The 13745-nt window shown below is 66.6% G+C and carries 11 protein-coding genes; 2 read left to right on the plus strand and 9 right to left on the minus strand.

Going from position 1 to position 13745, the window contains the following annotated elements; translation table 11 throughout:
- Nucleotides 1-5 precede the first annotated feature (5 nt).
- Nucleotides 6-1979, plus strand: coding sequence for a DNA/RNA non-specific endonuclease (locus ACROSR_RS11205; protein ID WP_432685032.1), 1974 nt, complete (start codon nucleotides 6-8; stop codon nucleotides 1977-1979).
- Between the two features lie 351 nt (nucleotides 1980-2330).
- Here ACROSR_RS11205 and ACROSR_RS11210 read toward each other — a convergent pair whose 3' ends face one another.
- The 7 genes from ACROSR_RS11210 to ACROSR_RS11240 form a co-directional block, all read right to left on the minus strand.
- Nucleotides 2331-3293, minus strand: coding sequence for an ABC transporter substrate-binding protein (locus ACROSR_RS11210; RefSeq protein WP_432685034.1), 963 nt, complete (start codon nucleotides 3291-3293; stop codon nucleotides 2331-2333).
- A gap of 52 nt (nucleotides 3294-3345) precedes the next feature.
- Nucleotides 3346-4050 carry a DUF3726 domain-containing protein gene (locus tag ACROSR_RS11215; RefSeq protein WP_432685036.1) on the minus strand — a complete coding sequence of 235 codons (705 nt, stop codon included), beginning with the start codon at nucleotides 4048-4050 and terminating at the stop codon, nucleotides 3346-3348.
- A gap of 2 nt (nucleotides 4051-4052) precedes the next feature.
- Nucleotides 4053-5732, minus strand: coding sequence for a hypothetical protein (locus ACROSR_RS11220; protein ID WP_432685038.1), 1680 nt, complete (start codon nucleotides 5730-5732; stop codon nucleotides 4053-4055).
- A gap of 15 nt (nucleotides 5733-5747) precedes the next feature.
- Nucleotides 5748-7301: a BCCT family transporter gene (locus ACROSR_RS11225; protein WP_432685040.1), complete on the minus strand. Its 1554-nt coding sequence runs from the start codon at nucleotides 7299-7301 to the stop codon at nucleotides 5748-5750.
- Between the two features lie 62 nt (nucleotides 7302-7363).
- Complete coding sequence (locus ACROSR_RS11230) at nucleotides 7364-8347, minus strand: membrane dipeptidase (protein WP_432685042.1); 984 nt, start codon at nucleotides 8345-8347, stop codon at nucleotides 7364-7366.
- Nucleotides 8344-9795 (minus strand): aldehyde dehydrogenase family protein, encoded by a 1452-nt coding sequence (locus ACROSR_RS11235; RefSeq protein ID WP_432685044.1) that lies wholly within the window; start codon nucleotides 9793-9795, stop codon nucleotides 8344-8346. Before ACROSR_RS11235 ends, ACROSR_RS11230 begins: the two co-directional genes overlap by 4 nt.
- 24 nt (nucleotides 9796-9819) lie before the next feature.
- Nucleotides 9820-10851, minus strand: coding sequence for an Ldh family oxidoreductase (locus tag ACROSR_RS11240; RefSeq protein ID WP_432685046.1), 1032 nt, complete (start codon nucleotides 10849-10851; stop codon nucleotides 9820-9822).
- A gap of 74 nt (nucleotides 10852-10925) precedes the next feature.
- Between ACROSR_RS11240 and ACROSR_RS11245 the strand changes: the two genes are divergently transcribed.
- Nucleotides 10926-11801, plus strand: a complete 876-nt coding sequence (locus ACROSR_RS11245; protein ID WP_432685048.1) for a LysR family transcriptional regulator — start codon at nucleotides 10926-10928, stop codon at nucleotides 11799-11801.
- Between the two features lie 17 nt (nucleotides 11802-11818).
- Here ACROSR_RS11245 and ACROSR_RS11250 read toward each other — a convergent pair whose 3' ends face one another.
- Together ACROSR_RS11250 and ACROSR_RS11255 are read right to left on the minus strand one after the other, a co-directional pair.
- A complete protein-coding gene (locus tag ACROSR_RS11250; protein WP_432685050.1) occupies nucleotides 11819-13414 on the minus strand; it encodes a gamma-glutamyltransferase family protein in 1596 nt (531 codons plus the stop codon).
- A gap of 33 nt (nucleotides 13415-13447) precedes the next feature.
- Nucleotides 13448-13612: a hypothetical protein gene (locus ACROSR_RS11255; protein ID WP_432685052.1), complete on the minus strand. Its 165-nt coding sequence runs from the start codon at nucleotides 13610-13612 to the stop codon at nucleotides 13448-13450.
- Nucleotides 13613-13745 lie beyond the last annotated feature (133 nt).

The following is a 13745-nucleotide window of genomic DNA, read 5'->3' on the forward strand; positions in this document are numbered from 1 at the left end:
CAGCCATGACCGACAGCCGTACCCAGGAAAGCATCGCCCGTCTCGGTACATTCGCACAGGACGGCACGCTTGATGCCGTGCTGACCTCGGCACAGCAGGGCAACCCCCTGCTGGACGAGCTGGGCCTGACGTTGGACACGTTTCGGGCGATGGTCGAAACCCCGCCGCATCAGCTTCAGACCCGTGGCGAGTCTCCGGTCCGAATGGAAGCGATCATCGAGATCATCCGGCGTCCGCCGCTCATCGTCGAGAACGGACGGGTCCGCGGCAAGGAGACCCTCGCGGCATTCTTTGACGGGACCATCTCGGGCAATATCACCGCGGTCGAGAAATACATCCCCTCGGTCGGGCGGATCGAGTTTCTCAATCACTCGCGGGGCTGGGGCGGGACCGGCTGGGTGATCGAGGACAGGGGCGACAGGCTGCGCATCGTCACCAACCGCCATGTGGCGAAAATCGTCGCGCAACGCACCTTTCGCGGTGATGCCGTCTATGCCTACGGGCCAGGCAACGTCAAATATGGCGCGCAGATAGACTTTGGCGAAGAAGCCGGCTCCGACCCTGATCCGGCGGACGTCTTCACCATCCACCGGTTCACATATCTTGCCGACGACATCTCGGCCGACGTGGCCATCGGCGAGATCGACAAGCCCGAGGGCATGGATCACATCACGCAGCTGCCGCTGGCCGACAGCGACGGCCATGACGGCGAAATCGTCGCGACCGTGGGCTATCCCGCCTATGACACGCGCAACGCGCATGTCCACATGGAACGCTATTTCAAGGGTCTCTACGACGTCAAACGCTTTGCGCCCGGCAAGCTTATCGCCACCGGCGACATCCTCAGCCACGACTGCACAACGCTTGGCGGCAACTCCGGGTCGCCGCTCTTGTCGCTCGAACGCAAGTCAGTGGTCGGGCTGCATTTCGCCGGCGCCTACCGTGAAACGAATTCGGCCGTGCGCGTCTCGACCCTCAAGGCGTTGCTGGCGGGCAATGCGCCCGCCATGGTGGTCGCGGCCCATGCCAGCGGCGCGTCCGAGGCCGCCGACAAGACCCATGATGCCGCCCATTTCGCGGGCCGCCGCGGCTATGACCCCGAGTTCCTGCGCGCGGCCCGCGTGCCGCTGCCGGTCCTGCCTGACGCGCTCGGGCTTGCCACGCCGTCCGATGCCACGCCGGCACGCCCGCACGAGCTGCGCTACCAGCATTTCAGCGTGCTTTTCTCAGCGCTCAACAAGGGGCCGGCAGTCACGGCGTTCAACCTTGACGGCGGGCAGTTCCGGCCGATCAAACGGCACAATTCCACGTGGTTTCACGACCTGCGCATCCCGCGCGAGATCCAGCTCGACAAGGAGGATTACGGGCATGCCGACATTGACCGGGGCCACATGGTTCGCAGGTACGCCACCAACTGGGGCAACGAGGAAGAGGCCGCGCGCGCCAATCTCGACAGTTATCATTACACCAACGCCGCGCCCCAGCATCGCGGGCTGAATCGGTCCTGGGCACGGTGGCTGGGCCTTGAGGCGTATGTGCTGGAAAACGCACGAACGCACGGGTTCCGCGCCAATGTCTTCACCGGCCCGGTTTACACGTCCGAGGACAAGGAACTGGGCGATACGGGGGCGCCGCTACCGATGCATTTCTGGAAAGTGCTCACGATGCTTTCGACCGGCCCTGACGAGGTGATCCGCCTGAATGCCACGGCCTACCTGCTCAGCCAGGGGCAGCTTGTTCAGGACATGCTGCTGGATGACGGTCTGACCGAGGCGACCGAAGGGTTCGAATACAGCGCGTACAAGACCTTTCAGGTGCGCGTCCGCGACCTCGAGGCGATGACGGCCTATGACTTCGGCCCCTTGCGCGACTTCGATCCGCTTGACCGTCTGGCGCAGACCGAAGCGGCCTTCGCCACAAAGCCCGTGATCGAGATCGATTACCCGGAAAAGATCGTTCTGTCAGCGCCGGCCGTCTGAGCCGGATCACGCCCTGCGGCGGCACGCCCCGTTTGGCTGCGGGGTGTGTCGGCAAGGTGGCACGCGTGAGTGCCTGCGCGCGCAACGCAATGCGCCTGTCACGCCGCCGCGCAACGATCATGTGCTGTCTTGGGGGACGCCACGGTATGTCCAGCGGCGCGGCCGCCGTCCGCGATCGGGCGGGCGCGTCGGCACATCGGCCATGACGGCATCGTGGTCGGCAAGGGAACACACCGGCCTTTACCGGTCATCCGGGTCGGGGCAGCCGCGTGCAGGTCCGCGCAAGACGCCCGTGTCATCCCGTGGCGGGTTGGGGCCGCGCGCGTGGCGCGGCCCCGGATCATTACAGGCTCACTCGATGAGGCCGCTCAGGCGTTCGGTCGCCGCATCGTTCACCCAGCCGCTCCAGGTGTCGGTATTGGTGGTCAGGAAATGCACCGCAGCCTCTTCAGCCGATGCTGCGTTGTCCTTCTGCCAGGCCAGAAGATTGCTCAGCTCTTGCGTGCCGAACGAGATGTTGCTGACCAGCTCGAATATGTCCGGATTGCGCTCTGCGAAATCGGTGGTGACCACGGTCAGGACAGGGGCCGCGGGGTATGAGGATTTGCGAGGGTTCTCGCAATCCTGCGTCTGATTGCACGCGTGGATATCCGCGTCATATGGTCCCATGTCCACCGCGACCATGTCGTAGCGGCCCAGTACGGCGGTCGGCCCCCAGTAATAGCCGAACCACGGCTCGCGATTCTCATAGGCCGATGCCATGGACGCGGGCAGTGTCTCGCCAGAGCCGTGATTGAACACGTCCATCCCATGTTCCTCGAACTCGAAGGCCTGAACAAGGTTGTCGTTGGCGATCCGGCAGCCCCAGCCGTCGGGGCAATTGTGGAAGCGGCCGCCGACAAGCTCGGGGTTGGCGAGGACCCCCTCGATCGTGGCAAGCTCTGGGTGCTCCTCGACGAGATAGGACGGCACCCACCAGTTCTCGCTGCCGCCCTCGGCGAAGACGTCGGCGGCCTTGCGCACCTTGCCTTCCTCTTCCAGGCGGAAATAGGCCTGTGCCGAGTTCACCCAAAGCTCGGGCACGATGTCGGGCTCGTTGTTCTCGGCCAGCGAGGTGATCGCGGTGGTGGTGGCCGACTGCACGATCTTCACGTCGCAGCCATAGCCCTGTTCCATCAGGAACGCGGTGATGTTGGTGATGATCTGGCCCGAGGCCCAGTTCATCTCGGCGACGGAGACTTCGCCGCATTCGGCATGGGCGATCGCTGGCGCGGTCAGCGCGCCGAAGGTCAGGGCAAGTGTCAGTTTCTTCATGGTTGTTCTCCCGGTTGGATAAAGGAACAGTTTAGGGTCGTTTGAGGGTCGTTCAATCGTTGTCGGAGCCTGCGGCGCCCGCCCCGGCACGGGATTGGTCCGAGGACGGCACGGTCATCCGCAGTGCCAGGCCGTCGAGCGCCCGCCAATCGGCACGTGTGATGCCGCGGATCGGCACGGTGGGCGCCTGGGCATCGGTCGCATCCTGCGGGGCGGCCACGGCCGTAATCGCGAGGTCGGCTGTCGCAGAGTCGTTGATCCCGGTCAGGTCGCCGCGCGTCGTCATATCGGCCGCGCTCAGCACGATCGCGTGCTGTAGCCCTTGCACACGAAGAGACGCGCCGACGCGCGTGGTGGCCCGTGCGACGAAGGGCAGGACGATCAACGGGTGCGCGACCTTTTCGAGGGTCAGGGCGTGCGCCCCCGGACCCTCTGCCAGACCCGCGAAATCGGCCAGGGCGATACCGCAGCGCAGCGGGCAGTGCGGGCCCGACGCGGCCGCCCAATGGCCCGGCGCGGGGCAGGGGCGTGCCAGCGCGGGCGCCGCGTCCAGCCAGGCCAGAATGATCGACGGCCCCGACAATCCGTGGCCCGACAACCATGATGCGGCCCACCCTGCCTCTTCGGCCTCGCCCCACTCCAGGCCCGCGCCGCGCGCCGCCCTGAAGCACAGGGCGTTGATCTCTGATAACGACAGCCGGACGCGGTCGTCCGGGGGGGCGTCTGGGGGCGTGTCGTGGGGGTCCGTCGGCGACATTGTTACGGTGCGGTCTGACAGTCGGGGTCATCGGGGTACGGGGCGCCCTGAAACAGGCTGATCCGCACCCAGCGGTCAGAGCGCGGGTCGAACCGCGTCGCCCCGAAAAAGGCCAGCTTGCAACGCAACAGGTCGATGGGCAGCATCTGCGCGTCGATGAGGTTGTCACGGATTTCCGCGAATGGGTGGCGCGCGGCGATTTGCGCGCGGCGCACCATGAGGCGGTGTTCGGGATGCGCGAGCAGGAAACGCGCCACGGGGGCGTCTCCGGCCTCGTCCTGCAGGGCGGTCCATAGATCCGCCGCGCGCCGCCCCGTATCGAGGGGCAGCTCGCGCGCCGCGCCATCCTCTTCGAAGCGCTCGCCGAGGCGCGGCTCCAGCTTTTCCTCGGAGATGTACCAGAAGCGTGCGCAATGCTCGGGGATGTCGTAATCGATCCCGATCGCCCAGCCGTAGCTGTGTTGCAGCAATGCGCGCAGATCGGCAATGCGCATGGTCCCGTCGATGCCGAATTGCGTCGCCTCGTCGGCCTGCATGCGGCAGCCGAGATCGTCGATCAGATCGCCATGCGGCTCCAGCATCGCGGCAAGCAGCGCCTCCTGGGCCTCCAACGGTACATTCGCCTGCCCCCATAGCCACAGCGCGTCCCACGGGTGGGCGGTGTCTGTGTCCCAGTCCTGCGCGACATGGGTCTCGATCCGGGCCAGACCCGTGCGCAGCTCGTCCAGCCGGGCGGCCTGGATCGGGTGCGCGCTTTGCCAGTCGTCGGCGTTCCGCACCGCCGCCGCAAGCGCCGTGCGAAATCCCGCGATCGCCTTGTCGGCGGCATGATCCTGCGCGCGCACGCGGGCCAACGCCTCTTCGCGCACCATCACCCAGTTGTTGAGCAGCACGGGATGGCGCACCAGGAACGGTGCCATGCCAAGCCCGGTCGAATTGCCGACGCCCAGATCGCGCCGCAGCTCCGTGTCGAGCCGTACCGCCACCTCGCCGCCGCGTGCCTGCGCCAGATGTTCGACCAGATCGACGGTGAAGGCGCGGATCAGCCAGACCGACAGCATTTCGGCCTGAAACGGTGCGCTGAGCGCGGGGCGTCCGGCAATCATCGCGCGGTCGGCCGCCCCGAACTTGCCTGCGCCGTAAACGGCGGTGGTCCGCATGAGATAGGCGGTTTCGCGCACCATCTGCGCGTTCGGCTGCTGTCCTGCTGCCAGCCGCGCAACCACGTGGTCGAACAGCCGCACCGATCGGTTCGCCCGGCTGAGCGACAGCTCGCGCGGGGTCACCCGGCCCGCTTCCTGCAACGGGACATTGGCGGCAAGCCGGTCGAGATCGGCCGCGTCTGGCGTGCCGTCGTACAGCGCGAATGTCGCGTCCCACGCGGTTGCGATCACCCGGTCAGAGCGTTGCTCGGGCGGCAGATCATGGGCGAAGGCCACAAGGCTCAGGCTGCCGTCCGGCCCCGTCATGCGGTAGACCGCGCGGCCCACGCCGGTCGCGTCGATATCCCAGACGGGCCGGTCGAAGCGCCAGCCCTCGGCGGTGATCCGGCGCACGAGCTGGCGCAGGAAGGACAGCCGCGTCGGGTGACTGGACCCCATCCGCGCAAGGCGCATGACCTCTGCCGGATCGCGGCGGAATGCCGCCACGTCGCTGGGTGCCGGTTCGTTATCTGCGCTCATCGCCGTCTCCTTGTCTCAGGCCCGACCCTTTTCGAGCGTGATCCGCACCGCGTCCCACAGCGAGGGCAGCAGGATCAGCGATACCGGCGCCGCCGTGACCACGATGAAGCTTTGTAGCTTGCCGATCCCGCCCGAGCCGACCGAGATCAGGATGATCGCCATCGCGCCCATGGCCAGACCCCAGAAGACCCGCACCGCCGTCGACGGGTTGGTCCCGTGCGACATCGACACTGACAGCGAATAGGTCATCGAATCGCCCGTGGTGGCGACGAAGATGGTCGTCAGCAACAGGAACAGCAGCGAGACGATGAAGCCCATCGGCATCGCCTGCGTCACCGCCAGCAGGGCGGCGGGCAGGTTGAACCCTTCGAACGCCGTCGAGACGGTGCCGGGATTGGCCAGCTCCAGCCCCAGCCCGGTGCCGCCGACGATGGTGAACCACCCCATCGTCACCAGCGGCGCCACGATCGACAGCATGATCACGATGGACCGGATCGAGCGGCCGCGGCTGACGCGCGAGATGAAGATCGCCATCAGCGGGCCGTAACCCAGGAACCACCCCCAGAAGAACACCGTCCACCAGCCAAGCCAGCCCGCCGGTCCGAAAATCTCTGCCTCGCCGCGATACAGCGCCAGCGAAAAGAAGTTCGCCAGATGCGTGCCGAGACCAGAAAAGAAACTGGAAAACAGGAAATATGTCGGCCCTGCCACGAGGATGAAGACCAGCAGGACGCCGCCGAGGATCATGTTGATCCGGCTAAGAAGCTGGATCCCCTTGTTCACGCCGGTGATCGCCGAAATCAGGTAGATGCAGGTCAACACGGCGATGACGGCTGCCTGCGTGGCCAGGACATCGGGAATGCCGAACAGCGCCTCGAGCCCGTAGCTGACCTGCAGCCCGAGAAAGCCGATGGGGCCCACCGTACCGGCGACCACCGCGATGATGCAGGCCGAGTCGGCGATGTACCCGATGGGCCCGCTGATCGCGCGGTCACCGAAAACCGGGTAGAGCAGCGTGCGCGGCGCGAGCGGCAGCCCCTTCTCGTAGTGGTAATGCATCAGCATCACGGTGGTCAGGCTTCCGAGGATCGCCCAGGCGAGAAAACCCCAGTGCAGGTAGGATTGCGCGAGGGCGTAAGGCACGGCCTCGGCGGTGTTCGCCTCCACCCCCTCGAAGAGCGGGGGCACGGAGACGAAATGCGCCATCGGCTCGCCCGCCGCCCAGAAGACACCGCCACCGGCCAGCAGGGTGCACATCACCATCGACCCCCATTGAAAGACTGTGAATTCCGGCTTGTCGAGGCCGCCCATGATCGCCTTGCCCCCCGGCAGCACCGCGATCAGCAGCCCGATGAAGAAGGTCGCGAGCAGTAGAATTTGCCAATAAAGGCCAAAGAACCGCGCCGCCCAGGCAAAAGAGACATCCACGATGGCCGACAGGGTTTCGAGGCTGACAAGGGCGAGGATACAGACCGCGGCGATGAATCCCCCGGTCAGGATGAAGATCGGGAGGTTGATCCCGTCTAGTCCGCTCGCGCGCTTTCCGGGGCCGGCTGGAATGTCCGTCATTGGATCTCTCCGTTGGTCATGGCGGGGGCGATCTGACGCCGCCCCTCGCGGGTGGGTCCGTATCAGGAAACGGGGCCGAAGCTCCGGTCGAAGAAGGCGCGCCAGTTCTCTCCCATGACGCCGGCGACCTCCGTGTCGGACAGTCCGGCGGCGCGAAGCCCCGCCTCGATCCGCCCGAAATCGCGATTGTCGCGGAACCAGTCGGGCATCGGCGGAAAGCCGGGATTGTCCGCGCTGCCCTCGCCGTAATCCACGCGCTTTGTCCAGCGGCCCGCGCGCATCCAGTCCACGACGCTGTCGGGATGGTCCTGACATAGATCGGACCCGATGCCGACGCGGCCGGGCCCCATGCGCTCGACGGTGCGGGCGACGGCGTCGCAGAAATCGCCAAGCGTACAGTCGCCGCCGCCCCTGAGGTGGTGGGGATAGAGCGAAAAGCCCAGCATCCCGCCACTTTGTGCCAGCGCGTCGAGTACGCGGTCGGACTTGTTGCGCCGGGCAGGGTGCCAGCCTGCGGGGTTGGCGTGGGTGATGGCGATGGGGCGCGTGGAATGCTCGATCGCCTCCAGCGTCGAGCGCTCGGAGGAATGGCTCATGTCCACCACCATCCCGACGCGGTTCATTTCCGTCACCACCTCGCGGCCCATGCGGGTGAGGCCGGTATCTTCGGCCTCGTAACAGCCCGTCGCCAGCAGCGACTGGTTGTTGTAGGTGAGCTGCATGAAGCGCAGCCCCAGCCGGTGCAGCACCTCGACAAGGCCGATATCGTCCTCCATGCAGGACGGGTTCTGCGCGCCGAAGAAGATCGCGGTGCGCCCCGTTTCCTGTGCCAGCGCGATGTCTTCGGCGGTAAAGCCCTGAAAGATCAGCTCGGGATACCGCTCGAACCAGCGGTTCCACGCTTCGATATTCAGGACCGTCTCGCGGAAATTCTCGTGATAGGTGATCGTGGCATGCACCGCATCGACACCGCCCTCGCGCATCTGGCGGAAGACCTTTTCCGACCAGTTGGCGTATTGCAGCCCGTCGATGCGCGGTGCCGTCATGCAGGCGTCCCCGAATGGATATAGGCGGTCTTGACCGTGGTGTAGAATTCCTCGGCATAGCGGCCCTGCTCACGCGGGCCATAGCTCGACGCGCCGCGCCCGCCGAAGGGGACGTGGTAATCGGTGCCGGCCGTGGGCAGGTTGACCATCACGCAGCCCGCCTTCGCGTTGCGGCGGAAATGCGTGGCGCGGGCGAGCGAGCGGGTCATGATCCCCGCCGTCAGGCCAAACTCGGTGTCGTTGGCCATGTGCAGCGCCTCGTCATAGCTGCCGGCCCTCAGGATGCAGGTGATGGGCGCGAACATCTCCTCGCGGTTGATCCGCATGGTATTGGTGGTGCCGGCGAAGACGGCGGGCGCCATGTAGTAGCCTTCGGTCGCACGCTCCAGCCGGTCGCCGCCGCAAAGCAGTTCCGCGCCCTCGTCCTGCCCGATGCGGATATAGTCGAGATTGCCGGCGAGTTGCCCGTCGCTGACGACCGGGCCGATCTGCGTGCCGGCCTCCAGCGCATGACCCACCTTCAGCGCCTTTGTGGCCGCGACCAGTTTCTCGACAAAGGCGTCGTGGATGCCCTCCTGCACGATCAGCCGCGAGGCCGCGGTGCATTTCTGCCCCGTCCCGCCGAAGGCCGCGCCCACGGCGTGCGCGACCGCGAGGTCGAGATCGCAGTCGTCGCAGATCACCATCGGGTTCTTCGAGCCCATCTCCATCTGGATCTTGGTCATGTTGGCGATCGCCGCCGCCGCGATGCCGCGCCCCACCGGCACGGATCCGGTAAAGCTGATTGCGTCGACTGCCGGGCTTTCGACAAGGCGCTGCCCGACCTCGCGGCCCGGCCCCATCACGAGGTTGAAAAGACCCGGCGGCAGGTCCTGCTTTGCTATGATCTCGGTCAGGGCGACGGCGCTTGCAGGGGTCTGGTTGGCCGGTTTCCAGATCACCGCGTTGCCGAAGGCCAAGGCGGGCGCGATCTTCCAGGCGGGCGTGGCGATGGGAAAGTTCCACGGGCTGATGATCGCCACCACGCCCACCGGTTCGCGGCGCACGTCGATCTCGATATCCGGGCGCACGCTGTCGGCGGTGTCGCCCAGCTGGCGCAGCGCCTCGGCGGCGAAATAGGTGAAGAACTGCCCGGCGCGAAAGGTCTCGCCCTTGCCCTCGGCCAGCGGCTTGCCCTCCTCGCGGGCGATCATCGTGCCGATCTCGGTGGCGCGCGACATCAGTTCCGTGCCGATGGCCATCAGAACGTCGTGACGCTTTTGCGGGCCGGTCGCGCCCCACGCCGCTTGTGCGTCTCGCGCCGCCGACAGGGCCGCGTCAAGCTGCGCCGCGTCGGCCTGTGCGTAGTGGCCGATCACGTCCGACAGGTCCGACGGGTTGCGGTTTTCCGCGGTGGTCGCCCCGGCCTGCCAGTCGCCTGCGATGAAATTTCGGGTCTCGTCGGTCATGATCGTCCTTTTTCTATCCGTGGCTCAGGCTGCCGCGATCCGGTCCAGCAGTTCTTGTGGCACCTCGACGCCCTCGGCCTCGATCCGCGCGCGGTTCGTGGCGCGCCGTGCGCCGGGCAGGCGAGTGCCCTCCTGGTCCGTGATGCTGTCGGCAAGCCGGGCCATGGCTGGCCCGAAGGCATTGCCCGAAAAGGCCGCCGGGTCCATCGCGAGGAAGAATTGCCCGGTGCCCGGCGGCCCGCCCTTGGGCCCCGAAAACGGGCTGGCATCGAGGCCGAGATTGGCCCCGGAGAGGGCGGCGGCGAAGATCTCGACCATCAGCCCTGCGCCAAACCCCTTTTGCCCGCCCGCGGGGCGCATGGAGCCGGCGAGCGCGGCCTCGGCATCCTCGGTCGGGTTGCCCTCGGCGTCGAGCGCCCAGTCGGGGTCGATCTTCTCACCCTGGCGGGCGCGCAGCATGATCTCTGACTTGGCGACGGCGCTTGCGGATTGGTCGATCACCAGCAGCGCGCGCCCCGCGCCATCCGGCACCGCCAGTGCAAACGGGTTGGTCCCGATCACCGGGCGCTTGCCGCCCGTGGGGGCGATGCTGGCGGGCGCGTTGGTGAAGCACAGGCCCAGCAGCCCGTCCTCGGCCAGCCGCTCGGCGTGATGTCCAAGGACGCCGCAATTGTAGGAGCGATGCAAAACCATCGCCGCCACGCCCTGTTTGCGCGCGGCCCTTGTGAAATCGGGCCAGCCCGCATCGATGGCGGCATGGGCAAAGCCATATGCGGCATCGACCCGGATGACGCCCGGACGCGGGTGGGTGATCTCGGGCGCGGCGTCACCCAGAACCTTGCCGCAGCGCAGATGCTCTGCATAAACCGGGATGTACATCAGCCCGTGGCTTCTGATCCCGTCGCGTTCTGCAAGCCGGGTTGACCGCGCAACCGGGGCCGCCTGCCGGGGCGCGGCGCCCGCCCGCACAAGCGTTTCGTGCGCAATGCGTTCGATTTCGTCGAGACTGTAATGCCCTGCTGCCAATCCGTCGTCCCCTGTCACAATCAGCAGCAAGTTTGCGGAGGGATCGACATCAGTTCAATCAAAATAATCTTAGACTCATTTCAGATTTTCTGTAATTTAGAGCCATGATCAATGTCTCGGCCCTGCGCACCTTCGCGCGTGTCGCGGAATACGGGAACATCCGCGATGCGGGTGCGCGCCTGTTCCGAACGCCTTCGGCGGTGTCAATGACGCTCAGCCAGCTGGAACGGGATCTTGGTGCGCCGCTGTTCCAGAACGATCGCAAGAACCGGTTGACCGCCCTTGGCGAGGAAATCCTGGGGATCGCGCAGGAACTGCTGCGCGAGCACGACCGCGCAGTGGATCGGATAGAGGCCCTTGCGACGGGACGTCAGGGGCGGTTGCAGTTGGCCTCCGTTCCATCGGTCGCCGCAGAGCTCTTGCCCGGGCTTCTGGCACAGTTTCTGGATTCGCGCCCCGGTGTCATGATCGAGCTTGTGGATACCGACAGCCGCACTGTGCATTCGCTGGTCGCCGACGGAACGGTCGAGCTTGGCGTCGCGGGGCCGACCGCCGCCGATTCGGGTCTGAGCTTTGCGCCGCTTTTTCGTGATCCCTTCCGGGTCGTCTGCCCAAAGGACCATCCGCTGGCACAGCGGGGCGGCCCGCTTGGCTGGCGCGATCTCGACGGGGAACGCATCATCGCCAATGACGCCGCACAGGCCATTGATGCCGAGGCCTATCGCGCGCTGATTGCCGCATCGGCGCTCAAGGCGCGCAACGTGATTTCCCTGCTCGCCCTTGTCCGCGCGGGGGCCGGGGTAACCCTGTTGCCCCGGCTTGCCACGGTGTCGCTGAGGCCGGATCTGGTGGCGTTGCCGCTGGCCGATCCCGCGGCGCAGCGCGAGGTCGGCGTGATCCTGCGGCAAGACCGCAGCGTTAGCCCGGTCTGTACCGCCTTTCTGGATGATCTGCTGGCCACCTGCCGGGCAGGGGCCTGAGGCGCGGCGCGCGCCGGTCAGAAGCCGACGGCCTGACCATCCTTTCTCGGGTCCGATCCGGCCGCGTAGCCGCCGCCATCCAACCGGTGCACCAGTTGCGCGCCGCCAAAGCCGAAGGCAGCATCGGGTGCCTCGAGGCTGATCGAGTGGCCGAACCCCCGCAGGGCCGCGACGGTGCTTTCGGGCAGGGCCGTTTCGCAGGCGATCTCCATGCCCTCGACCACGCGCCAGCGCGGTGCGTCGGCGGCGGTCTGGACATCCTGACCCCAGAGCTGGGTACGCAGGGTCATCTGAAGGTGCCCCTGGGCCTGCATCGGGCCGCCCATCACCCCGAACGACATCAGCGGGGCATCGCCGCGCATCAGGAAACCGGGGATGATGGTATGAAAGGGCCGTTTGCCCGGACCGACCTGGTTGGGATGCCCCTCTGCCAGCGTGAAACCGAAGCCCCGGTTCTGCATATGGATGCCGGTGCCGGGCACGACGACACCCGAACCGAAGCCGCTGTAGTTCGACTGGATGAACGACACCATCATGCCGGACGCATCGGCGGCCGTGAGGTAGACGGTCCCCCCTTGCCGAGGGGCGCCGGACCCGTGGTCGGCCGCGTGGTCCGGGTCGATCAGCGCCGCCCGCGTCTTGAGATATCCGGGGTCGAGAAGATCCTCGGCGCGCGTGCCGGTCATCGCGTCGGAATCGGCGACGTAGGCCTCGGCGTCGGCAAGCGCCAGTTTCATCGCCTCGATCATCAGGTGGATGGCCTTCGGGTCGTCAGGGCCGAGGTCGCGCACACCCGTATGCGACAGCATGCCCAGTGCCATGCACGCGGCAATGCCCTGGCCGTTCGGCGGGATCTCGTGCAATTCGACATCGTCGAAGGCGGCCGAGACGGTTCCGCACCAGTCCGGCGCGTTCGCCGCCATGTCATCCAGCGTCAGTACCGCGCCGTGCCGGGCCGCGTCCTCGACGATCCGCGAAGCCAGGGCGCCGTGGTAGAACGCATCGCCTTTCGTTTCGGCGATCGCGCGCAGGCTTGCGGCCAGATCGGGGTTGCGCACCCGCTCGCCGGCCCTTGGCACGCGGCCACCGGGCATGAAGTGATCGGCAAAACCGGGCTGATCGTGCAGCACATCGGCACCGCGCGCCCAGAGTGTCGCGATCACCGGAGACAGGGCAAAGCCCGTCTCTGCCAGCGCGATGGCGGGCTCGAACAGAGTGGCGAAGGGCAGCTTGCCGAACCTTTCCGACAGGGCAACCCAGCCACCGACGGCGCCCGGCACGGTGACCGACTCCCAGCCGCGTTCGGGCATCGCGGCCCGTCCTGCAAAGCGTTCGGGCGTCCATCCCGCCGGGGACCGGCCCGATGCGTTGAGGCCGTGCAGATCAGCCCCGTCCCAGACGATCGCGAAGGCGTCCGAGCCAAGGCCGTTGCCCGTCGGTTCGACCACGGTAAGGGCGATGGCGGCAGCCAGCGCCGCGTCGACCGCGTTGCCGCCCCGGTGCAGCATGCGCAGGCCAGCCTCGGCCGCAAGCGGCTGGGACGTGGACACCACGTTGTCGGCCATCACGGCGGATCGGCGTGACCCATAGGGCGATGTTGCGGGAAATTGCATGTCTTCTTGCTCCTTGCAGGGGGTGGGGTGGGGTCAGAGACTTTCGCGGACGTCAATCCCGTCGCGCAGCCAGTCGCCGATGAAATTGATCGACAGAACCACCAGAACGATGGCGAGGCCGGGAAAGACGCCAAGCCACCAAGCCGGGGCGATAAAGCCGCGTACGTCCGCGAGAATCAACCCCCAAGTGAACGTCATTGCCTCGACCCCCAGACCCGGGAAAGACGGCCTCGCCTCGCCCCGGATCACATATGACCCGACATTCCCCAAGTGGCCTACCATCTGACGTCAAGATCCCATGACGAGGCCAGCGGATCAAGCGTATTTGACC

This window comes from Roseovarius tibetensis (genome assembly GCF_050896375.1).
Taxonomy (GTDB): Bacteria; Pseudomonadota; Alphaproteobacteria; order Rhodobacterales; family Rhodobacteraceae; genus Roseovarius; species Roseovarius tibetensis.